This is a genomic window from Anoxybacteroides voinovskiense, assembly GCF_014196205.1.
GTDB classification, from domain to species: Bacteria; Bacillota; Bacilli; order Bacillales; family Anoxybacillaceae; genus Anoxybacteroides; species Anoxybacteroides voinovskiense.
In genome coordinates this window covers 131,412-152,965 of record NZ_JACIDE010000008.1, presented here as the reverse complement: position 1 = coordinate 152,965, position 21,554 = coordinate 131,412, and the positions used below count along the sequence as shown (strand labels likewise).

22 protein-coding genes and 3 pseudogenes are annotated in these 21,554 nt (G+C 41.4%); 20 read left to right on the top strand and 5 right to left on the bottom strand.

Annotated elements, in window-relative coordinates:
• A partial coding sequence (locus tag GGR02_RS07715) for a helix-turn-helix domain-containing protein (RefSeq protein ID WP_260175003.1) occupies positions 1-315 on the bottom strand: 315 nt, incomplete at its 3' end.
• Positions 316-561: 246 nt separating this feature from the next.
• Between GGR02_RS07715 and GGR02_RS07710 the strand changes: the two are divergent.
• Positions 562-949 (top strand): annotated as a pseudogene (locus GGR02_RS07710) (JAB domain-containing protein); the annotation flags it as partial.
• A 253-nt stretch (positions 950-1,202) separates the two neighbouring features.
• Here GGR02_RS07710 and GGR02_RS07705 read toward each other — a convergent pair.
• The 3 genes and pseudogenes from GGR02_RS07705 to GGR02_RS07695 all read right to left on the bottom strand — a co-directional run bounded on the left by GGR02_RS07705 (position 1,203) and on the right by GGR02_RS07695 (position 2,159).
• Positions 1,203-1,556, bottom strand: coding sequence for a DDE-type integrase/transposase/recombinase (locus tag GGR02_RS07705; RefSeq protein ID WP_260175002.1), 354 nt, complete (start codon positions 1,554-1,556; stop codon positions 1,203-1,205).
• Positions 1,557-1,724 (bottom strand): annotated as a pseudogene (locus GGR02_RS17840) (IS3 family transposase); the annotation flags it as partial.
• Positions 1,725-1,823: 99 nt separating this feature from the next.
• On the bottom strand, positions 1,824-2,159 hold the full coding sequence (locus GGR02_RS07695; protein WP_183184146.1) for a transposase: 336 nt from the start codon (positions 2,157-2,159) through the stop codon (positions 1,824-1,826).
• A gap of 208 nt (positions 2,160-2,367) precedes the next feature.
• On the opposite strand from GGR02_RS07695, the gene GGR02_RS07690 reads away from it, so the two are divergent.
• The 9 genes and pseudogenes from GGR02_RS07690 (at position 2,368) to GGR02_RS07655 (ending at position 9,591) form a co-directional block, all read left to right on the top strand.
• Complete coding sequence (locus GGR02_RS07690; protein WP_183184145.1) at positions 2,368-3,573, top strand: AAA family ATPase; 1,206 nt, start codon at positions 2,368-2,370, stop codon at positions 3,571-3,573.
• A gap of 18 nt (positions 3,574-3,591) precedes the next feature.
• Complete coding sequence (locus GGR02_RS07685; protein WP_183184144.1) at positions 3,592-4,431, top strand: PD-(D/E)XK nuclease domain-containing protein; 840 nt, start codon at positions 3,592-3,594, stop codon at positions 4,429-4,431.
• A 224-nt stretch (positions 4,432-4,655) separates the two neighbouring features.
• Positions 4,656-4,988, top strand: a pseudogene (locus tag GGR02_RS07680) (JAB domain-containing protein); the annotation flags it as partial.
• A 157-nt stretch (positions 4,989-5,145) separates the two neighbouring features.
• Entirely contained in the window at positions 5,146-5,535 is a 390-nt protein-coding gene (locus GGR02_RS07675; protein WP_183184142.1) for a hypothetical protein, read from the top strand.
• 1 nt (position 5,536) lies between these two features.
• On the top strand, positions 5,537-5,908 hold the full coding sequence (locus tag GGR02_RS07670) for a type II toxin-antitoxin system RelE family toxin (RefSeq protein WP_183184141.1): 372 nt from the start codon (positions 5,537-5,539) through the stop codon (positions 5,906-5,908).
• Positions 5,909-6,140: 232 nt separating this feature from the next.
• Complete coding sequence (locus GGR02_RS17285; RefSeq protein ID WP_019418134.1) at positions 6,141-6,248, top strand: putative holin-like toxin; 108 nt, start codon at positions 6,141-6,143, stop codon at positions 6,246-6,248.
• Positions 6,249-6,534: 286 nt separating this feature from the next.
• The gene (locus GGR02_RS07665; protein ID WP_183184140.1) at positions 6,535-7,089 is read left to right on the top strand and encodes a transposase; all 555 of its coding nucleotides are present in this window, start codon (positions 6,535-6,537) and stop codon (positions 7,087-7,089) included.
• Positions 7,086-8,606 carry a YifB family Mg chelatase-like AAA ATPase gene (locus GGR02_RS07660; protein WP_183184139.1) on the top strand — a complete coding sequence of 507 codons (1,521 nt, stop codon included), beginning with the start codon at positions 7,086-7,088 and terminating at the stop codon, positions 8,604-8,606. Before GGR02_RS07665 ends, GGR02_RS07660 begins: the two co-directional genes overlap by 4 nt.
• An 82-nt stretch (positions 8,607-8,688) precedes the next feature.
• The gene (locus GGR02_RS07655; RefSeq protein WP_229706114.1) at positions 8,689-9,591 is read left to right on the top strand and encodes an RpnC/YadD family protein; all 903 of its coding nucleotides are present in this window, start codon (positions 8,689-8,691) and stop codon (positions 9,589-9,591) included.
• A 322-nt stretch (positions 9,592-9,913) separates the two neighbouring features.
• Here GGR02_RS07655 and GGR02_RS07650 read toward each other — a convergent pair whose 3' ends face one another.
• Complete coding sequence (locus GGR02_RS07650) at positions 9,914-10,657, bottom strand: hypothetical protein (protein ID WP_183184137.1); 744 nt, start codon at positions 10,655-10,657, stop codon at positions 9,914-9,916.
• Between the two features lie 202 nt (positions 10,658-10,859).
• On the opposite strand from GGR02_RS07650, the gene GGR02_RS17835 reads away from it, so the two are divergent.
• The 10 genes from GGR02_RS17835 (at position 10,860) to GGR02_RS07605 (ending at position 21,552) form a co-directional block, all read left to right on the top strand.
• Entirely contained in the window at positions 10,860-10,961 is a 102-nt protein-coding gene (locus tag GGR02_RS17835) for an ATP-binding protein (protein WP_375782323.1), read from the top strand.
• The gene (locus GGR02_RS17830) at positions 10,958-11,110 is read left to right on the top strand and encodes an ATP-binding protein (protein ID WP_373286611.1); all 153 of its coding nucleotides are present in this window, start codon (positions 10,958-10,960) and stop codon (positions 11,108-11,110) included. Before GGR02_RS17835 ends, GGR02_RS17830 begins: the two co-directional genes overlap by 4 nt.
• Before the next feature lie 94 nt (positions 11,111-11,204).
• A complete protein-coding gene (asnB, locus tag GGR02_RS07640) occupies positions 11,205-13,052 on the top strand; it encodes an asparagine synthase (glutamine-hydrolyzing) (protein ID WP_183184136.1) in 1,848 nt (615 codons plus the stop codon).
• A gap of 199 nt (positions 13,053-13,251) precedes the next feature.
• Complete coding sequence (locus tag GGR02_RS07635; RefSeq protein WP_183184135.1) at positions 13,252-14,493, top strand: CAP domain-containing protein; 1,242 nt, start codon at positions 13,252-13,254, stop codon at positions 14,491-14,493.
• Between the two features lie 359 nt (positions 14,494-14,852).
• Positions 14,853-15,470 (top strand): sugar transferase, encoded by a 618-nt coding sequence (locus tag GGR02_RS07630; protein ID WP_306415773.1) that lies wholly within the window; start codon positions 14,853-14,855, stop codon positions 15,468-15,470.
• Positions 15,467-16,114: an acetyltransferase gene (locus tag GGR02_RS07625; RefSeq protein WP_183184133.1), complete on the top strand. Its 648-nt coding sequence runs from the start codon at positions 15,467-15,469 to the stop codon at positions 16,112-16,114. Before GGR02_RS07630 ends, GGR02_RS07625 begins: the two co-directional genes overlap by 4 nt.
• Positions 16,115-16,129: 15 nt before the next feature.
• Positions 16,130-17,284, top strand: coding sequence for a DegT/DnrJ/EryC1/StrS family aminotransferase (locus GGR02_RS07620; RefSeq protein ID WP_183184132.1), 1,155 nt, complete (start codon positions 16,130-16,132; stop codon positions 17,282-17,284).
• Between the two features lie 15 nt (positions 17,285-17,299).
• Positions 17,300-19,180 (top strand): polysaccharide biosynthesis protein, encoded by a 1,881-nt coding sequence (locus GGR02_RS07615; protein WP_229706116.1) that lies wholly within the window; start codon positions 17,300-17,302, stop codon positions 19,178-19,180.
• A gap of 15 nt (positions 19,181-19,195) precedes the next feature.
• Positions 19,196-20,317, top strand: coding sequence for a glycosyltransferase family 4 protein (locus GGR02_RS07610; protein ID WP_183184131.1), 1,122 nt, complete (start codon positions 19,196-19,198; stop codon positions 20,315-20,317).
• A gap of 2 nt (positions 20,318-20,319) precedes the next feature.
• Positions 20,320-21,552, top strand: a complete 1,233-nt coding sequence (locus GGR02_RS07605) for a glycosyltransferase family 4 protein (RefSeq protein ID WP_183184130.1) — start codon at positions 20,320-20,322, stop codon at positions 21,550-21,552.
• Positions 21,553-21,554 lie beyond the last annotated feature (2 nt).

Genomic DNA, 21,554 nt, shown 5'->3' with positions numbered 1-21,554 from the left:
AATGTAAGAGGAATCGGCAGAGGAGCATAGGAAGAAAATGATCGAATGGTACCATTTCTTTTGAAAAAAGCCAACATCGCAAAAAGCTCGTATAATAAAATCCTTGTCCATTTCAGGATGATTTCTAACTTTTCGTTTTAGTCCTACTTCCCCGTACATTTCATACTGATCTATCCATTTATAAATATAGTCAGGATCTGTAATCTCAAGATGATGTGCAATGACTTTTACACTCTCTCCCGCCAAGGCTCTTTGAACGGCTTCCAGCTTCAATTCTGAAGAATAGCTTTTATAAGTTCTTTGTTTTTTCGACATGTTCATCGGCTCCTTCCTGTCTTCTGTATGGACATCTTTTTCCCGATTTATACATGTCTACTTTTAAAGGCTCACTCCACTGTCACGCCCCGAAGATTGTCGAAGATTGGTAGAGACAGAGAGCTACTGAACGGCTCTCTGTTTCTTTTTTTCCGCATCAACCAGCATTTGAAACATATATTATACTTTTGAACGCCTCTGTTTCGTTTTGGAACAGGGGCGATTTTTATTTTAGGAGGGAGTCGTATGCAGTCTGCAAAGCGCGTGAACATTGTGAGCTTGAAGCTCGTTCGGGAGGGGAGTGTGTTGTACAGGGGGCGGCGCGTTCAGTCGCCGGAGGATGCGTATCAGTTGTTGAAGCCGTTTCTTGCCGATGCGGATCGGGAGGTGTTTGTCGTCGTTTGTTTGGACACGAAAAATCAGCCGGCTGCCGGCTGCCATCCACGTCTGCCATGTCGGGAGTTTGAATGCAAGCATTGTTCATCCACGCGAGGTGTTCAAGTCGGCGATTTTGGCAAACGCGGCGTCGGTGTTAGTGGCGCACAATCATCCATCGACCGACCCGACACCGTCAAGGGAAGACATTGACGTGACGAGAAGGCTCGTCGAGGCAGGGAGAATTGTCGGGATTGAATGTTGTAAATTTGCAAATTATTTGTTTTGCACATTAGCTAATTATTTCATATTGGAATATATTTACAAAATCAGAAGCACAGGCTTTACATGGAGTGGCGGACATATTAGGCTAGTTGCCTAGCGAAACAAGGGCTCCTGCTCGCCCCTTTCGCTAGAAAACATGTCCGCAGAGGCTCCATGTCAAGCCACCAAACGGTTTTTCTGTAAAGAGAAGGGAGGAAATTTGCACAATACTCCAGATTTTTGCTGGATTAACGCGCAAAAACCCGTTTGAATTTGCAAAAAAATGGCCATTTTGTTCCGAAATAACGTGCTAATTTACAGTATTGCCTCAACATGGCTTGGTATTCATTCGATGCATACTGGCTCCCTTGATCCGAATGGTGAATCAGACCAGGTTGAGGATTTCGCCGATGGATGGCTCGTTGGAATGCTTTGCTCACTAACTCCTTTGTCATGCGCTCGGAAAGATGCCATCCTACAATTTTACGAGAAAACAAATCCATGATGGATGCTAAATACAGCCAGCCTTCTTTCGTCCAAATATACGTTATATCCGCCACCCATACTTGATTCGGCTCATTCACTTCAAACTGCTGATTCAATCAGTTGGGGTACACAGGCCAATGATGCTTCGAGTTCGTGGTTGTCTTATATTTTTTCTTTGTTTTTGAACGAATGTTCCCATCTTTCATAATTCTGGCGACCGTTTTTTGAGATACCTCGATCCCTTGTTTCTGAAGGATTTTTGTGATTTTTGGACTGCCGCATGTTTCGCTTGAATCTGATTTGCTTTTTCAGCGCTTCCAGTCTTTTCTTTTGTTGGCTCTCCGGCCGTTTGAGCCAAGCATAGTATCCACTTCTTGAAACGCCTAAGACTTCACACATCTTCGCCACGCGAAACTCCTTTCTATGCGTATGAATTTCTGGTTTTTGGCGAAGATGCTCATGGTCTTTTTTGAAATAGCGTTTTCCTCCTCAAGGTCACTGATGCGTTTTTGGAGTTCGCGCTTTTCTTGATCTTCTGGTTTGAGGTTTCCACTTCCGACAAAACTATGTTCGGCATCTTTTTTATAATCTGCGACCCATTTATGAAGAGTTTTTGGCGAAATATCGAGTTGTCTTGCGGTTTGAGCGACCGCTTTTCCTTCCTCGACCACTAATTGTACGGCATGTATTTTGAATTCTTTATCAAAACGTCTTGTCATTATAGACACTCCTCATCATTGATAGATTTACTATACATTTCTCTATTCGTTGTGTCTATAATCTAAACTAACATCAATAAAAAGGCCGTGAAAAGTACAAAAAGGTCTATAAAGGTCTTTTTTTATATTATTATGTTTAAAATTAGTGATGATTAGGTTAAAATATTAGTATTAAGATATATAAAGGTGTGAAAAGGAGGGATATGGTTTGAGAAAGCTTCGTTCTAATGAAGTGTTCAAACCGGGATCATTTCCGAAATACACATACGTTTCTAGAAAGTCTTCGGGTTTCGGTTTTACGTATGAAACACGTTTGAAGCAAGCTCTTAATACACCGGGATATTTAACGTCCATTATTGGTCCATCTAAAACAGGGAAGACTGTTTTATGTGAGAAAGTGATCGAACCGCAAAATATGGTTTCTTTAACAGGTAGTGATTTTAAAAATGCAAAAGACTTTTGGGAAGTTGTTGCAAATAAAGTTGGTTTGCCTCTTGAAGGAGAATACTCAGAAACGACTGTACTAAAAGGCACTGATAATAGTCCAGAAGATAAATCATTTTCTACTCGAGAAAAGTATGGATCAAACAAGGATAAGGTGATTGAATTTTTTAAAAAAAGTAACCTTGTGTTAGTTCTAGATGATTTCCATTATGCTCCTGAAGAGGTGCAGTTAGATATCGCTTATCAATTAAAAGATGCCATTAGAAGAGAATTTAAAGCTGTGGTTATATCACTACCTCATAGAGCGGATGACGCCATTAGGAAAAATCCAGATTTGAGCGGCAGATTAAATTTAATTAATATCGAACCATGGCAAGAAGATGAGTTAAAGGAAATTGCGATTACTGGTTTTGAGCAGCTTGGCATCAAAATAAGTGATGAATTGGCTTCGAAAATGGCTTTAGAAAGCCTTACATCTCCACAGCTAATGCAGTCAATTTGTTTGAATCTGTCACTTATTTTAAATATTGATGAAAATGAAAGTATAAAGGAAATAAATGACGAAAAAAAATTGGAAGAAAGTTATCGGTTCACTACTATTAACTTACCGTATCAAGAAGTGGTGAAAAAGTTAATGGCCGGTCCATCCACAAGGGGACAAGAAAGAAAAAAATATCAATTAAAAAATGGAGAAAAAGCGGATATTTATCATATTTTATTAAAAGCAATTGCTCAAAATCCACCTGTTGTTAGCCTGTCAGTGGACGAAATGAAAGAGAGAATCGATCAGCTGCTAGTAATTAATTCAAAGGAAAAAATCGAGAAGAACAAGATTAGAGATTCTCTTCAAAAATTGCATGATATCATGTTTTCTAGTGAGCCTATTTATCAAGTCTTTGAATGGAAAGATAATCAAATATTCATTCTAGATCCCCTGTTCCTGTTCTTTTTAAGATGGGCTACTTATTGATCGTGAAGGGGGATTTATATGTCGATGATTCGAAAAGAGCCGGATATAGTTATAAAAAAAATAAATGAAAGAATAGATGATCTCGAAAAACTTATAAGCCTCTATGAGCAAAAGCAAGATGTTTATGACTCTTTTAACGCTTGGAGGAACGATGTAAGGAGAACGTTGAGTGAAAATTTTTCTAAACCATTGATAAGTAAAGATTTTCTGATTGAAACGAAAGTGGTTCCAAATAAATTCTCGAGAGCGGACACTATTAGTAAAGTCGGAGAAGCTCTTCAAAAAAGTAGAGATATTTTGAGTAAATTAAAATCTGACGTTGAGTCCGGTAAATACTTACCAGAGAAAAGTGCTGAGGATCATATAGACAAAACAATAGCTGTAACAATTATCCGAAAGATTTTAAAGAATTTTCATAAACACATTGAGGCAATGTATCAAAATAAAGTTCATGGTAATGGTACGATCAAAAAGGAAGATTTAGACAAGATTAAGATTGGAAATGAGTACGATGTTCAGCGGATACTATATTCGCTAATCAAACCAATATTTCCAGATGCTAGATTTGAGGTTGTGGATGATGCTGGTTACGCTTCCGTAAGATATGATATCATACTAGATGAATATGGAATTGTAATTGAGATTAAATGCACAAGGGAAAACATGACTGAACGTAAATTGACGGAAGAGTTAGGCGCAGATTCATTTCATTATAAAGCCGATCATCTTTTCCTGTTTATATTTGATAAAGTGAAATTAATAAAAAACCCTGATGCTTTTGAGAAGTCTTTTCGAAGAGAAAAACAAGGTTTTGATAAAGAACTTGAAACAATTATTATTCGAGAAATCACTTTCTGATTTTCAAAATGCAAAGAGTCTTGCTAAGGTGAATGGCATGAATGCTCACAGATGTTTATTGCAAAATAAAAGTGGGTTGCATGCCTGTCACAGTCACGCCCCGAAGATTGTCGAAGATTGGTAGAGACAGAGAGTCATACGGCTCTCTGTTTTTTTTTTTGCATCAAACATGATTTGAAACATATATTATACCCTTGAACGAATGCCTCCATTCCTCTCAAGGAATGGGGGCGATTTTTATTTTAGGAGGGAATAGAATGCAGTCTGCAAAGCGCGTGAACATTGTGAGCCTGAAGCTCGTTCGGGAGGGGAGTGTGTTGTACAGGGAGCGGCGAGTTCAGTCTCCAGAGGATGCGTATAAGCTGTTGAAGCCGTTTCTGGTGGATGCGGATCGGGAGAAGTTTGTCGTCGTTTGTTTGGACACGAAAAATCAACCGACAGCCATCCACGTGTGCCACGTTGGGAGTTTGAATGCAAGCATTGTGCATCCAAGGGAGGTGTTTAAGTCGGCAATTTTCGCAAATGTAGCGTCGATTTTAGTGGTGCATAATCATCCATTGAATAGGTGGACAGTCACGCCCCAAAATATGTTAGGAATGTGAAGAATTAATGTATTAACAAATGGAATATAGGTAATAAATGTGTTGTTTTTTGTGTAAATTTATGTGTATAATATAGATAATAATGCATATACTAAAGAAAGGAGGATGGAAAGTGGGTGTTCATACATTGACAAAAGAACAATATCCTATTGCCAATACAAACACATTGAATTTTTTGAAGACGAATGTTTTAAGTGTTACGGATCTTTCTAGAACAAAAAAATTATCAGAGATACTTGATCGTTTTTCAAATGGAGTCTCAGATGAAGTATTTGTTATTCAAAATGCAAAAAAGAAAGATGCACTGGCTGTAGTTGTTGACATAGATTATTTTGAGCAGTTGCTTCAAATAAAAGAAGTTGTAGAAGAAGCACTTGATCAAATCGTTATGGAAGAGGCATATGCACGTAAGAATAAACCTGTAAATCAAACTTTATCAGATATTTTTGATGAAGCAGATATTAATGTAGACGAATTAATGAAATTATTAGAGGAAGATTGATGTGAAAACTCTTGAAGATTTGCAGGAGCTTATTTTAGAAAAATATAATGTTGAACTGAGGTTTGTTGAGGATGTAAAGCAAGATATTAAAGCGATTAATAAAGGACATAGACAAACCATTTTGTTAGAAATTTTAAGAAGGGCAAAGCAAGGTTCCCTATTTAAGCCGGATGGAGTTGCTGAATCGCTACATGGGGACTTGCATGGTTTTGCAAAGATTAAGTCGAAGTCACTAAATATTAGAATTATTTATCGCCCGGTTGAAGGACAGCCGATAAGAATGGAAATAATTGCGATAGGTCCTCGTGATAAGGAAAAGGCATATCGAATGGCTGCGGAACGTTTACAAAAATTCTTCATGGAAATGGGATAGCGGCTGGCAGCGTGCCTGTCACGCCCCGAAGCTTGCCAAAGACTGATAGAGACAGAGAGTCATTGAGTGGCTCTCTGTTTCTTTTTCTGCATTTTTGTTGATGTGCTGTGGCGTTTTTTGTTGCAACTGTCGTTGAAATTGCGAGAGTGATAGAAAAATGTTACAATCTCCGTAGCAACTACATAAGCAGGGTGGGCGGTTGACCACTTCCCTGATGGAGGGAGGTGGGAATATGACGACGTATGAAGCATTGAGTCTTATTGCGCAATTCAGCTTAGTGTTCATCGGCATGCTAACATTGACGGTCACTATCGTCGTCTATATAAACAAAAAGAAATAACCGTCCCCCTCGACCAAAGGTGCGAAACGGTTATTTCTTTTTATCTGTTACACAGCTAAAGGTCAGCCGCTCCTCTTGCGGCATGTAGTTGCTTGCTGAGCGTTTGCGGCGCTCAGCTTTTTTATTTTATGAAATATCTGTTTATAGTATACAAATGATATGGTTGGTTTGGCAAGTGGAACGAGGGATGGTTCCTGTTTTGTTTAAAAAAACCCTTTGAACATGCAGGAGTTTCGCTATTTTTGTCGAAGAAATGTGTGAAAATCCTTCAAAAGGGGTGAGAGGTGTGGGACGAGCAAGGCGGATATGGGTGCCGCGTTTGTTTTACCACATTGTGTGCCGTGGAAATCGGCGTGATCCGCTGTTTAAAGAAGCGAATGATTTCCTTGCTTTTTTGCATATCCTCGAACAGCTTCATGAAAAAACTCCGTTTGAAATCGCTTCGTATTGCCTCATGACGAATCATTTCCATTTGCAGCTCCGTTCGCAACAGGAATCCATTTCTAAAGTGATGGCACTTATTAACAAACGATATGCCAACTATTATAATACACGTTACGGGTTAACCGGTCATGTGTTTGAGAAGCGTTACTTCAGTAAAATCATTGGCGATGACGCAGGGATGTTAGAGGTCAGTCGCTATATTCATCTCAACCCTGTCGAGGCACGTATGATGCATCTCCCCGAGCATTATCGCTGGAGCAGTTTTCGCTTTTATCACCAATCTACCTCAATTCCTTCATTTATGAACATCGACGCACTTCTCCAATATTTCTCAGGAACCATTGTCGAGAAAAAGAAAACATATGTACAGTTTGTGAATCAAGGAGGAATAAAATGAAAGTTTGTAGCATCGGTTTGCGCGGGATGGAAGGGTACCGCGTGCAAGTGGAAGTGAAAGAACTGCCGGGGATGCCTTCCGTTGTGATTGTTGGATTGCCTGATACATCGGTGAAAGAAGCAAAGGAGCGAGTCATTGCGGCATTGCATGCATTTGGGTGCGATGTGATGAAGCAAAAACTTGTCATACATCTGTCACCGCCAGAGCGGAAAAAACAAAGCCCGATGTTTGATTTAGCAATGGCGATTGGCATTTTAAAAGTAAAAGGAAAACTCAAGCAACCGATTCCATCACATATCGCATTTTTAGGTTCATTGTCATTGGACGGAACGATTCAGCCAGTAGATGGGATGTTGCCAGCTATTTTAGCTGCCAAAAAACTTGGATTTCAACAAGTATATGCCCCATATGACCCCACATTTCCCTTCTATCACCTGCAGCATGTTGATTGTGTTTTTGTTCAAACATTAGATCAAGTGGTGCAATGTCTACAAGGTCAACAAGTGTTATTTTCGATGAATCATCTTCCTTCAGCTGTCGATCCACCTCGAAAAACTCATCGTGATTTTGAACATATCATCGGACATGAAGACGCCAAATATGCACTTGAAGTTGCCGCAGCAGGGGAACATAATGTGTTAATGATCGGACCGCCAGGGTGCGGAAAAAGCTTGCTAGCCGAGACGTTTCCGACGATTTTGCCGCGCCTTTCCCATGAAGCGCAGTTGGAAGTGCTTAGTTTATACCAACTAGCAGGAGAACCGAAAAACGATTCCTCTCCACCGTTTCGTCATCCGCATCACTCTGCATCATCGGTTGCGTTGATTGGGGGAGGAACACAGCCGAAGCCCGGCGAAGTTTCACTTGCTCATCGTGGGGTATTATTTCTTGACGAAATGGCGGAATTTACGAAAAAAACGCTCGATATGCTTCGACAACCGCTAGAAACAGGAAAAGTGACGATTAGTCGTGTTTCCTCAACGGTGACGTATCCAGCACATTTTATTTTGCTCGGGGCGATGAATCCATGCCCATGCGGATATTTCGGTTCAAAAAAGCGATATTGTCTATGCAGCCCAAAACAAATCCAAGCATACCGCCAGCGCATCTCAGGGCCGATTTACGACCGCATCGATATATTGTTATCGCTAGAAGTGGTTGATTTGACCGAAACGCCGAAACGACTAGAAAGTTCGGAAACGATTCGCAGCCGAGTCGAGACTGCACGTTTCAGGCAATACGAACGATATGGGGAAGAAATAACAAACGGTCACGTGCCAATTGACGTACTGCTTGCGAAAAGTCCGTTAACGAAAAGGCAGCAGCAACTGCTTCAACATTGGGCGGCTACATACGACTGGAGCAACCGCGTCCAAACAAAAATCATTCGCCTCGCTCGAACGATTGCCGATTTAGCGGGAGTTGACAGCATCACCGACGAAGCATTATGGAAAGCGATGGCGTTTCGGAGAATAAAAGAAGGACGTCAAGAAAGGAATATGAAGGGAGGGTGTTGAGCGGAGATAGGGAGAGTGATTGGCTGCCTATGTTTATTTCATGAGAAAGTTGTAGTAAAATAAAGGGAAAGGAAGTGTAATGATGAGCGAGCAAACGGATATTGCATATAATAACTATGATATCATATTCCGTAACATGACTGCTCAATTTAAAGAAAAGGTTCTGGATTTCTATGGGATTCGGACTGCTCCGATTGTTCGGGTAGAAGCAACGGATTTGCCGACTATTGCGGTTAATGATCGAAGAATGGACTTTCTATTTTTGCTTGCAGATGATACGTATTTGCATCTTGAGTTTCAAACGACGTTTGATGAGAAAGATTTGGATCGATTTCTTCAATATGATGTGAGTGCATATGAAAGGTATAAAAAGCCTATTAAGACAGTAGTCATTTATGGAGCCGATGTGGAAAAAGTGTTAGAACAAAAAAGCTACGGTTCTGTTCAATATGAGGCACAAGCGGTGCTGATGAAAAAATATAATGGTGATGCCACTATTCAAAGTTTGTGGACGAAAGTCGAGAATGGGGAAGAGCTTACGGATCTAGATGAGCTGCATCTCATTTTTCTTCCATTAATGCGAAGTTCCCTCAATCGTTCCGAACGAGCGATTGAAACAGTAGAAATTGCGAAACGGATCAAAAATGAGGAAAAACAAGTACGTTTATTGGCAACGATTATTGCGGTGTCCGACAAGTTTATTGATAAGGAATATGTAGAAAAACTAATGGAGGTGTTGAGCATGGCGCGGGTGATTAAAATGGCGGAAGAAAGAGCAAGAATCAATGAAAGCCAGCAGGCAATAAAAAAATATTTAAGCGCAAGATTAGGTTTGGAAAGTAAACCGATGCAAAACAAAGTAGAGCGTATTACTGATTTGTATTTGTTGCATCACTTATTAGATGATTTGTATCGAGCGGAGAAGAAAGAAGAAATGGATGACTTAATTGATGTCGTATTAGAAAAACAAAAGAATATGGGGTAGGGTAGTGTGCCTGTGCACTGCGATCGGAAGTTTGTCGAAGTTTTATGGAAACAGAGAGTCGTTGCGTGGCTCTCTTTTTTGTATTTTTGTTGCAGCTGTCGTTGAAATGGCGAGGATGATAGAAAAATCTTACAATTTACGTCACAACTATATAAATGCACGTTGAAAATTTAACACTTTTCGACTACCGGATGACCGAACAACACCGCTCTCAGACAAATTCGTTTGTCTGGGAAGCGGCTAGTTGTTCGCTTCTCAACAGTCAAAAAAAATAAAGTTAAACTTCCCAGTTGTATCTATATAGTAGGGCGTGTACATTGCTTTAGTTAGCGCTGCTAACGGTTACCACTAATCCCTCCGCATCATAGGAAAGTGAAATAATAAGGTGATCTTTCTGGAAGATGAGTGTAGGCGGATACCCTTTATTAGAATCGGATTGTTCATACTGATTTTCGAATATATTGGTTAGCTGTTGTTTTAGATTGTTATATATTGTTGTTAATTGATCGCTCGTATACTTTTGTTCTGGGTCGAAAGAATAACCGAAAAAGGCTAGCTTTTCATTTTTAAATCCATATACTAGAAATGCATCATGTCCGAAGAGAGAAGTGGAATAGACCAATGTTTTCGTGCCGTCCGCATTTTCTTGTTGCAAAAATTTTGCTGTTTCTAGTTTTTTAATTTGAGAAGGCGACATGCCTATTTTTACACCTCTAAATAGTTGCTCCATTTTTACTTGATTCAATTTAGTTTTTGAAGGAGTTTCATATTTTACTCGATCGTCGCGATCTACATAATATTCCCCCCCTAAACCTAGCATGCCTGGTTTAAACGTATAAATACGGTATACACTACCTGCTTTTAATGTTTTGGAGTAAACTTTTTTGTCCCCTTGTAGCTTATAAAGCTCGGTGTCTTTTAAAATGGTTACCCTGCCGATTTGTCCGTTTACTAACTCCATTCCATTCCACAAAACTTTTGCTTGCGCATTGCTACCATGAAACGGTGAAATAAGTATACCTGCACTTAATACTGAAACTGTGAGTAATTTTTTTATTTTTTTCATATATTATCCTCCTTTTTTGGAAAATATCTTAATATCTCACATTCTAGCATAAACTTTCTTCTATTGGAAGCGTAGTTGAGTAGCGTGCCTATGCACTGCGAACCGAAAAGTAGGTAGTATAAATTTTCAGTTAACGTGAAGGAATCAGAGTAATAAAGCTCTCGTTCCTTTCCTTTTCTCGTCTTCATGCACGATTAGCCGCGTGTCGTCGACGGTGACGTATCCAGCACATTTTATTTTGATCGGGGCGATGAATCCATGCCCGTGCGGATATTTCGGGTCAAAAAAGCGATATTGCCTATGAGTCCGAAACAAATCCAAACATACCGCCAGCGCATCTCAGGGACGATTTACGACCGCATCGATGTATGGTTAGCGTTAGAAGTGGTTGATTTGACCGAGCCACTGAAACAACTAGAATGTTCGGAAACGATTATCAAACAAAAGATGTGAAGCAGCTTTAAAAATTTTTAATCACTTTTAATGAAGGAATATCCTCTGCTATGTATGCTAAAAATGTTATATACAAATAGCTCAGGAGGATATTATGTGCGGCATAGCAGCTGTATTTTCGAATAGACCTATTCCGTTTGCAACGATAAAGAAAATGACGGATATTATTGAGCATAGAGGACCGGACGGAGAAGGACATCAATCGTTGTTCGATGACAAGTTGTGGCTAGGGCATCGACGGTTAGCGATTGTCGACCTTTCCAATAACGGCTCGCAGCCGATGAGTTATAAAAACGGGAGATATTGGATTGTATTTAACGGGGAGATTTATAACTACATCGAAATCCGAAAAGAGTTAGAAGCTTTAGGGCATCGGTTTGTATCGACGACGGATACGGAAGTCATGATGGCAGCGTACGATGAATGGGGAGAAGCGTGTTTGCACAAATTTAACGGCATGTGGGCGTTTATCATCGTCGATACGATGGCTAAAACGCTGTTTGCGTCCAGAGACCGGTTCGGTGTAAAACCGTTCTATTATGCCGTTAAAGACGGAACGATTGCCTTTGCCTCCGAAATTAAGCAGTTGCTTGTAGAGGACTTTGTTAATAAAAAAGCCAATCGGGATAAAGTCGCTAAGTTTCTCCTGTTCGGGGAAGTGAATATCGAAAAAGAAACATTTTTTGAGGGAGTAAATCAGCTTCTTCCGAGTGAAGCAATGCGCATAAATTTAGATGAAGGGGTAGGTAGTTTAAAAATTTGGAGATATTATCAACCTCCGTTGAATCAATCGATGAAACGAGACGGCAACTTGACCGAGTATCAGCGTCAATTTAAAGAGCTGTTGTTTGATTCGGTTCGTTTGCGGCTTAGAAGCGATGTGCCGGTTGGCTCTTGCTTGAGTGGCGGGATGGACTCTTCTTCAATCGTATTAGTGATGCACGAACTGTTTAAGCAAGACGGTGTTCGAAATAATATTAAAACTTTTACGTCGTGTTTTGCCAATAAAAAATATGATGAATGGGAGTTTGCGGAAACCATTGTCGAGCAGGCAGAAGCAGATAGCTATCGAGTATATCCAGATATGAATGATTTATTTAATGAAATTGAAGATTTAATTTGGCATCAAGACGAGCCGTTTAAATCCACGTCGATATACGCCCAATGGAATGTGATGAGGCTCGCTCGGCAAAACAATATCACGGTGCTGTTAGATGGACAAGGGGCCGATGAAACGATGGCAGGCTACCATCCATATATCTCGGTATATATGGCAAATTTAATTCGAGCCGGCGAGTTCCAAACGGCGGCTGAAGAGTTAAAAAAATTACAAGAAACAGGACTGATTTCCGCTACAGAGCCGCCAGGAAAAGTATGGTTAAAAATTATCTATCATGCGTTAGGGATAAAAATTCGCCGCGGGAGCGATGTCAAGGAACTACTGAAAAAAGAATATCAGCATATCAACAGAACGGAAATTCCAACCAATTTTCAAGAGTACTTATATACAGAAATTTTTGGCTCCTTGCAGTCGTTGTTACGATACGAAGACCGAAATTCGATGGCGTTTTCTATTGAGGCACGAACACCATATCTTGATTACCGGTTAGTGGAGCTAATGTTGTCCATACCGGGAGGATACAAAATTTATGATGGATATACGAAACCGTTTTTGCGGCAAGCGATGAAGGGGATAATGAACGATAAAGTTCGCCTGCGAGTCGATAAGAAAGGATTTGTGACGCCGGAGGACATTTGGTATAGAGAAAAATTTGCAGAAATTAAATCCATTCTTTTATCCGACGATTCACCGCTTGATTTATGGATTGACAAAGCACAACTAAAAAACTGGCTAAACGATCCGGTGAAGCCGTTCGGCAAATACCATTTATGGCGGTTGCTATCCGTCCATTTTTGGATGAAAAAATTTAATTTATTATAAGGTACCCGCCGCATTTTATCGAAACAGAGAGTGGAATGGCTCTCTGTTTTTCTATAAAAGTAACTGCTCATGCTGACGAACAAAACTTATTCATAGACAAACCATATTTTTCTTATTGCCTCTCCTCCATTCGTCTCTTATAAAATGTGGATTTTCCTAGTATGATAGAAGTAAGTCCACTTCGAAGGAGGCGAACTTTATGGGACTGGTGCGAGTTTTTGCTGTAGTATTCGTAGTGCTTAGCAGTTTGTTCGCTCCGTTGTCTTTTTCGCAAGCGTTGGCTTCAGAAAATTGCGCTTCGTATACTGGGAATGAAAAAGTTTTTTGGGATGGCGCAGAATTAAAACCGGGACAAATTGGACGTTTAACCATCATAAAGAAAACAAGTTTACTAACATTCAATGGAAATACTCCCGTTGTTGTTCGAACGTTATCTCCAGGCAGCTTTTATCGAATTTATACATTCCAATCGTCATATCTAGGGCTTGGCGGCGGCTATTACGTCAAGCGAGACGCGAACGTGAAATACGAAACGCCGTCGAAAACGAAATTAACGATCCTCGCCTGTATCCAGCAAGCAAAGCAAACGAATGCAGCTGTTTCGATGAACGGTGTGGCTATTGGCGATTCGCGGACGAAAGTGGAAGCGATTTACGGAAAAGCGAAGCGGAAAACGGTGAACGATTACGGATTGTACTGGGAGGCATACGATAAAGGAAGCTACCGTGATTTTCTTATGGTCAGCTACGAAAACGACCGCGTTGCGGCAATATATACAAACCAGCCGATCGTGCGAACGAAAACAGGATTGACGCTTGGGGCAGCAAAACAAGAAGTAGAAGCAAAATATGGCACTCCTCTTTCGTATATTGAAAAAGGAAATACGCGCTATATGATTCAAGATGACGAATACGATACGTATTTGCTCGATGGCAATTATGTGACGTTTTTTTATGACAAATACAACAATAACCGCTTAACGGCTGTGCAAGTCGTCCGACGGGAGTTAGAAGAAACGAAGGCAGGTTTTTATGGCACGCCAAGTACAACGTTGCGCACCGCTTATGAATATCAAATTTTTGACTTAGTCAATGCGATTCGTTGGCGCAACCATTTATCGCTTCTCGCATGGGACGGAAAAATTGCTGGCACGGCGCGAGCGCATAGCGAAGATATGGCACAAAACGGCTATTTTGACCATACAAACTTGCAAGGGCTTTCGCCGTTTGACCGCATGACGCGAGACGGCATTTCCTACCGCGTTGCTGGCGAAAATATTGCTTACGGACAGTTTAATGCCATTTTTGTGCACGAAGCATGGCTAAATTCCCTCGGACATCGGCAAAACGTCCTGTACCCTGATTTTCAACGGCTAGGCGTAGGGGTGGCCTTCAGCAACTCCGGTCAGCCGTACTACACGCAAAACTTCTATATCCCATGAACGGAGAAGACAGAGAGGCTAGGACTTTCTGTCTTCTTCATAAGATAGGAAAGTATAAAATTTTACGATTAGGTGGAGCGTTGTCTAGCTCCAAGCGCCATCGGCTCGAGTCGCTCCGCCCCACACTGCGGCGGCGAGAGCCTCCTCGGTGGGGCTTGTGCGATCTTCGCCGATAGGCGGGCGCTTTGCGCTTTTCTTAATAAATGCAATTAGGAGATGGAATTTGTAGCAAGTGAAAAGAAAAATTTTTTTCGACATATAACTAACTCGAAATAAGCAGGATTTTTAAAAATATTGTCGAATAATTGGTTTTTGTTATAAAATTTTGTCATAAAATGAAATTGGTTTTGGTGATAGGTATGAAACGAGTGTTGGATGTTATTGCTTCCTTTATTGGGTTAGTCGTCCTGTTTCCTTTATTTATTGTTTTATCCCTTCTTATTCGTTTCCGACTAGGTTCCCCCGTTATTTTTAAGCAGAGAAGAATTGGCAAAGGGGGAGAGCCGTTTTGGTTGTATAAATTTCGAACGATGACAAACGAGAGGGATGAATGCGGGGAATTGCTCCCGGATGAAAAGCGGCTCACGCCGTTTGGCATGTTTTTGCGCAATACGAGTCTAGACGAATTGCCGCAGCTTTGGAATGTTCTAAAAGGTGATTTAAGCCTCGTTGGTCCTCGCCCTTTGTTGTGCGAATATTTGGCATTTTATACTCCCGAACAAGCACGCCGTCACGAAGTAAAGCCAGGAATTACTGGATGGGCACAAATTAACGGAAGAAATGCGATATCATGGGAAGAGAAGTTCCGATTGGACGTGTGGTACGTGGATCACCAATCGTTTTTATTAGATATGAAAATTCTTGCGCTAACCATCTTTAAAGTTTTCAAGCGCGAAGGGATTCAGCAAGCAGGATGCGCAACGGTCGAAAAGTTTAATGGTTGCTCAGTTAGCCAAAGTGAGGGCGGAAGAGAATGAAAGAGATTGTTATTTATGGAGCTGGCGGGTTTGCTAGAGAAATAGCTTTTTTCATTGAACAAATTAATGAAAAGCAACCGACATGGTACATAAAAGGGTTTGTCGATGACAATAGCGATAACGTCGGAACGTATATCAATGGATATCCTGTCATTGGTACAGGACAATGGCTAGCGTCTTTAGATGAAGAAATAAGCGTCGTCATCGGCATTGGTTCATCACGAGTGAGGGAAGCGGTAGTTCAGCGGCTAGCGCGCTGTTTGCATATACAATATCCGAACATTATTCATCCGAGCGTCATTCTCTCGAATACAACGAAGATGGGCGTTGGAAATGTCATCGGTGCAGGAAGTGTGCTTACTTGCAACATTAAAATCGGCAGTTTTGTCACGATTCATTCGCACTGCACGATTGGGCATGATGCGACTATCGATGATTTTGCGACTATCCTTCCCCGTGCTGCGATTGCAGGAAATGTCCATTTAGGTCGGTGTGTTGATTTCGGGACTAATGCAACCATTATTCAAGGGCTTTCGGTAGGAGAATACTCGGTCATCGGTGCGGGAGCGGTTGTAGTCAGAAATATTCCGGCATACTGCACGGCTGTCGGCGTACCCGCGAAACCGATAAAATTTCAGACGTAGTGCAGGAGAAGAGAGATGAGTACATATAACATTTATTTATCTCCCCCGCATATGACGGGGCAGGAGCAAAAATATATTAACTTAGCATTTTCCACTAATTGGGTTGCTCCGCTTGGACCGAACGTTGAAGCATTTGAATGTGCATTGGAAAACTATGCCGGGGTAAAAAAAGCATTGGCTGTTAGTTCTGGGACAGCAGCGATCCACCTTGCTTTACGGCTGTTAAATGTCGGGAGAGGCGATGTCGTATTTTGTTCTACGTTAACGTTTGTCGCTAGCGCCAACCCTATTTTATATCAAGGAGCGACCCCTGTTTTCATTGATTCAGAGCCAGAGTCGTGGAATATGTCCCCGCTTGCGCTTGAAAGGGCATTGCGCGAAGCAGCTCGAAAAGGACGTCTTCCGAAAGCGGTGATTATCGTCAATTTGTATGGACAGAGCGCAAAAATGGATGAATTGCTCTCCATTTGCCAACAGTATGATGTTCCTGTCATCGAAGATGCTGCGGAATCACTCGGCTCAGAATATAAAGGAAAAAAAAGCGGTTCTTTTGGCATGTTTGGCGTTTACTCCTTTAATGGAAATAAAATCATCACTACTTCCGGAGGTGGTGCCCTTATTTCCAATGATGAAGCAGCCATTGAAAAGGCTCGCTTTTTATCGACGCAAGCTCGCGATCCAGCCTTGTATTATCAACATCATACGGTTGGATACAACTATCGGATGAGCAATATTTTAGCAGGAATCGGGAGGGCACAATTAGAAGTGCTTGATGAACGAGTGGCAGCAAGACGTGCGATTTTTGCTCGCTACGTTCAAGCGTTGCAGCATATAGACGGTGTTTCGTTTATGCCGGAACTTCCCGATTCACGATCCAACCGATGGCTGACGGTTCTCACAATTGAGGAAGAGAAGGTCGGTGTTAATCCGCTTGCTATTATTCGAGCATTAGCTGAACAAAAAATCGAGGCGAGATGTGTTTGGAAGCCGCTTCATCTTCAGCCGTTGTTTCGAGGGGCTATGTACTATCCACATGAAGAGGACGTAAGTGTGTCTGAGAATCTTTTTGCGAACGGATTATGTTTGCCGTCTGGGTCGGCTATGACAGCAGAAGAACAAAACAAAGTAATCACTGCCTTTTTACAGAAATTACAAGTAAGGAGTTGTTAAAGGAGAAACGGAGAGATGAAGGTGCTTAATAGAAAAATAATGTTGTTTTTCGTTGCAGATACGGTTTTGTTATTCGGAAGTTTAGTAAGCGCGTACCTTTTGCGGTTTGAATTTTCTATACCAGAAAAATTTTTACGGCCTTTTCCTTGGTTAGCTTTGCTTTTTATTGTTTGTCATGTCTTGTTTTTTCATCGGTTGAAACTTTACCATCGCGTGTGGCGTTATGCGGGCACAGAAGAGCTTTATTCTGTTGTTCAAGCGGTTACGCTTGGAAGCATTAGCTTTCTTTTGCTGAACGGACTATTATTCGACTTCCTTATTCCACGTTCTATATATGTGATGAGTTGGTTTATCACGATTTGTTCTGTTGGACTGATGCGACTTGTTCCTCGTTGTATATATGAATTTTACTTTTTCCAGCAGCGGAGTGCCGAGCAACGGAAAAGAACGCTAATCGTCGGAGCAGGAGAAGGTGGAAAATTAATTATTAAAGAACTAAAAAATAGCAAATTAAGCTGTTACTGGCCTGTGGCGATTGTGGATGACGATCCGCGTAAGCAACATCTCGTCATTAACGGGTTAAAAGTGGTTGGCGACCGCTTTTCCATTCCTTATATCGTAAAAAAAATGAAAATTGAAACGATTATTGTTGCTATTCCTAGCGCAAGCGGGAAAGAAATAAAGGAAATCGTCCATATATGTAGGCAAACCCCATGCACAATAAAAATTTTACCTTGCGTCCGTGACTGGATTAGCGGGAATGTGTCTATGGACGTGCTCCGCAATATCGAAATGGAAGATTTGTTAAAGCGTGAGCCGGTAGATCTTGATTTAAAAGAAATCGTCCATTATATTCGCGGAAAAGTAGTGCTTGTCACAGGGGCAGGTGGTTCCATTGGGGCTGAGTTATGTCGTCAAATTTCCCGTTTTGAACCGCACCAACTTCTTTTGCTCGGTCATGGAGAAAACAGCATTTATGAAATAGAACAACAATTGAAAACGTCGTTTCCTCACTTGCATGTCGTTCCGATTATTGCCGATATTCGCGACAAAAAAAGACTTACAGACATTTTTGCAACTTTTCGCCCGCACATTATTTTTCATGCAGCAGCGCATAAGCATGTCCCATTAATGGAACAGCATCCGATCGAGGCGATTACGAATAACGTGTTTGGTACGAAGCATTTAGCAGAGCTGGCAGATTGGTTTCAAGCAGAAAAGTTTGTGATGATTTCGACGGATAAAGCAGTTAATCCAACAAGCATTATGGGAGCAACGAAGCGAATTGCCGAAATGATTGTGCAAGCGATGAATGGCTCGAGCGCTACTTGTTTTTGTGCGGTGAGATTTGGCAATGTGCTTGGCAGCCGTGGAAGCGTCCTTCCTACATTTAAACAACAAATTAAACGAGGAGGTCCAGTGACGGTCACTCACCCGGAGATGATGCGGTATTTTATGACCATCCCAGAAGCGGTTCAACTCGTGTTGCAAGCAGGAGCATTGGCGAAAGGAGGAGAAGTATTTTTGCTCGATATGGGAGAGCCTGTGAAAATTGTGGATTTGGCAAAAGACCTTATTCGTTTATTTGGGTTGGAACCAGACGTCGATATTCCAATCGTTTATACCGGCATACGGGAAGGAGAGAAACTTTTTGAAGAATTATTGACGGAGAAAGAAAAAGCAGCAGTGACGAAAAACGACCGAATCTTTATTTCTCCATCGGAGTCGATGAGCGTTATTCAATTATTCTCGCTATTAGAAAAGTTAGGGGAGTATGTAGAAAAACGCCCTGATGACGTGGTTGACATTTTAGGAGAGCTAGTGCCTTCTTACCAGCCAGCTGCCTATCGCAAAAAAGACGATCGAAACGAAAAAGATACTTCATTATTTGTGTAAATAAAGGTGGGTTATATGAAAGTTTGTCATCTAACGTCTGTTCATCCATGGGATGATCCGAGAATTTTTTTAAAAGAGTGTTGCACGTTAGCAGAGGCAGGACATGACGTTCATCTTGTTTCCCCATATGTTGACAAAGAGAGAGCACACGGTGTTGTACTGCATTCAACCGGCAAGAAAGCCGTGACGAACAGGTTGCTGCGCATGGTTAAAACCGTCTATCAGCTTTACAAAAAAGCGATAGAAATTGATGCACAAGTCTATCATTTTCACGACCCCGAACTGCTGCTTGTTGGATTGTTACTCAAAAGAAAAGGGAAGCATGTTATTTACGACGTTCACGAAGATGTTCCACGCCAACTGCTGTATAAAGAATGGATTCCTTCCCCTTTACGAAGAGTAGTTTCCTTTATGTATGAATGGATCGAAAATAGGGTGGCAAAACGGCTATCAGCAATTGTCGCCGCTACCTCTGTTATCGCGGAGCGATTTCTTCGGCTTGGTTGCCAGACCGTCGTAGTAAGCAACTATCCTATTTTACGAGAATTATCGTTTGCTGAGGATGGATGGGAACAGAAAGAGAGGGCGGTTTGTTATATTGGCGGGTTGACGACTGCTAGAGGAATTTTTCATATGCTAGATGCCATGAGTATCATTCATGGTGTTAAGTTATTGCTTGCAGGACGTTTTTTCTATTGGCGTGATCGGGAGAACGCCATTCATGCGGATGGTTGGAAGTGCGTAGAAGAGCTAGGTTTTTTAGATCGGGAAGGGGTCAAACGGACGTTGCAGCGGTCGCGTGGTGGGCTTGTTTTGCTCCACCCGATTGCCAATTACGTTGATTCGCTGCCAGTGAAAATGTTCGAATATATGGCCGCGGGCATTCCTGTTATTTGTTCGGATTTCCCTTTATGGAAACAAATTGTTCAGCAGCATCAGTGTGGGATTTGCGTCGATCCGTTAGATGTCCAAAGCATTGCAAACGCTATTCAATTTATCATCGAGCATGAAGAAGAGGCGAAAAAGATGGGAGAGAACGGGAGAACTATCGTAAGGGAAAAATATAACTGGAACCAAGAAGCAAAGAAGTTGCTTCATTTATATAGCACTCTTTCGTCCGAAAAGGAGCGGAAGTGAGGATGAATATATGGATATTGAACCACTATGCATTAAAGCCAAATGAAGCGGGAGGAACACGGCATTATGACATTGCACATGAGTTAGTGAAAAAAGGGCACCGTGTTCGCATTATCGCAAGCAGTTTTGTTCATTACACGTTCCGTTTTCGGAGTAACAAGAAGTTTTTTTCCGAAGAGGTGAACGGTGTTTTATTTGATTGGATATGGACGTTCCCTTATAACGGAAATAGCATTGGGCGAATGATTAATATGATTACGTATTGTTTCGTTGCAATTGTAGTTGGGGGGATGAGAAAGGAAAAACCTGATGCCATTGTTGGCTCTTCCGTACATCTTTTTGCTTGTCTTGCAGCATATGTGTTAAGCAGATGGAAAAAAGCGACGTTTGTTGTTGAGGTTCGCGATTTATGGCCAAGAACGTTGATTGATATGGGAGCAATTACAGAAAAAAGCTTATTAGCGAGGCTGTTTTTCTTTATTGAGGCATTTGTGTATAAAAGAGCAGACCGGATTATTACATTGTTGCCTGGAGCGGTGGACTACATTGTTTCAAAAGGAGGCACTCGAGAAAAAACGGTTTATATTCCTAACGGCGTTGCCGGCACACAGGCGCTTTCGCAGGCCAATAATCCTCTCTGCCAAAAGCTAAAGGAAATTCGAAAAAAGCATAAAAACATCGCGATGTACGCAGGAGCGCACGGTCATGCCAATGCACTCGAAGTGGTGGTGGAGAGCGCGCGGTTGCTGAGCGAAGAGGAAGTAGCTTACGTTTTTATTGGGAATGGACCGGAGAAAGAGAAGTTAGTTCGATTAGCTAGCGATATACACCACTGCTATTTTTTTGACCCAGTCCCGAAAGCATCTATTGCCGCTGTATTATCAGAAGCAGATGTTCTCATCGTGTCGATGAGAAAGTCTCCGATTTATCAATATGGCATTAGCTTGAATAAATTGTTCGACTATTTATTAGTTGGAAAGCCGGTGCTGTTTGCTGGCGAGGTTTATAACGATATTGTCCAAGAGGCTGCGGCAGGAATTACAGTTCCGCCTGAAGATGCCGAACAAATGGCGCATGGATTAAGAACACTTTTGCAGCTAGAGGAACAAGAAAAAGGGAGAATCAAACAACGTAGTACGCGTTATATAGAACATTACCGCATCGACAAAATAGCAAATCGCTTTTTGGAGGCATGCCGTGCGGACGTGTCGAGAGAGAAAAGAAAGAGGTGGTGATT

What these genes read in the sequence shown, in the direction of transcription:
- GGR02_RS07695 (WP_183184146.1), bottom strand. Translation starts at nt 2,159, where the DNA reads ATGACAAGACGTTTTGATAAAGAATTCAAAATACATGCCGTACAATTA.
- GGR02_RS07685 (WP_183184144.1), top strand. Translation starts at nt 3,592, where the DNA reads ATGTCGATGATTCGAAAAGAGCCGGATATAGTTATAAAAAAAATAAAT.
- GGR02_RS17285 (WP_019418134.1), top strand. Translation starts at nt 6,141, where the DNA reads ATGACGACGTATGAAGCATTGAGTCTTATTGCGCAATTCAGCTTAGTG.
- GGR02_RS07660 (WP_183184139.1), top strand. Translation starts at nt 7,086, where the DNA reads ATGAAAGTTTGTAGCATCGGTTTGCGCGGGATGGAAGGGTACCGCGTG.
- GGR02_RS07655 (WP_229706114.1), top strand. Translation starts at nt 8,689, where the DNA reads ATGAGCGAGCAAACGGATATTGCATATAATAACTATGATATCATATTC.
- GGR02_RS07650 (WP_183184137.1), bottom strand. Translation starts at nt 10,657, where the DNA reads ATGAAAAAAATAAAAAAATTACTCACAGTTTCAGTATTAAGTGCAGGT.
- GGR02_RS17830 (WP_373286611.1), top strand. Translation starts at nt 10,958, where the DNA reads ATGAGTCCGAAACAAATCCAAACATACCGCCAGCGCATCTCAGGGACG.
- asnB (WP_183184136.1), top strand. Translation starts at nt 11,205, where the DNA reads ATGTGCGGCATAGCAGCTGTATTTTCGAATAGACCTATTCCGTTTGCA.
- GGR02_RS07635 (WP_183184135.1), top strand. Translation starts at nt 13,252, where the DNA reads ATGGGACTGGTGCGAGTTTTTGCTGTAGTATTCGTAGTGCTTAGCAGT.
- GGR02_RS07630 (WP_306415773.1), top strand. Translation starts at nt 14,853, where the DNA reads ATGAAACGAGTGTTGGATGTTATTGCTTCCTTTATTGGGTTAGTCGTC.
- GGR02_RS07625 (WP_183184133.1), top strand. Translation starts at nt 15,467, where the DNA reads ATGAAAGAGATTGTTATTTATGGAGCTGGCGGGTTTGCTAGAGAAATA.
- GGR02_RS07620 (WP_183184132.1), top strand. Translation starts at nt 16,130, where the DNA reads ATGAGTACATATAACATTTATTTATCTCCCCCGCATATGACGGGGCAG.
- GGR02_RS07615 (WP_229706116.1), top strand. Translation starts at nt 17,300, where the DNA reads ATGAAGGTGCTTAATAGAAAAATAATGTTGTTTTTCGTTGCAGATACG.
- GGR02_RS07610 (WP_183184131.1), top strand. Translation starts at nt 19,196, where the DNA reads ATGAAAGTTTGTCATCTAACGTCTGTTCATCCATGGGATGATCCGAGA.
- GGR02_RS07605 (WP_183184130.1), top strand. Translation starts at nt 20,320, where the DNA reads ATGAATATATGGATATTGAACCACTATGCATTAAAGCCAAATGAAGCG.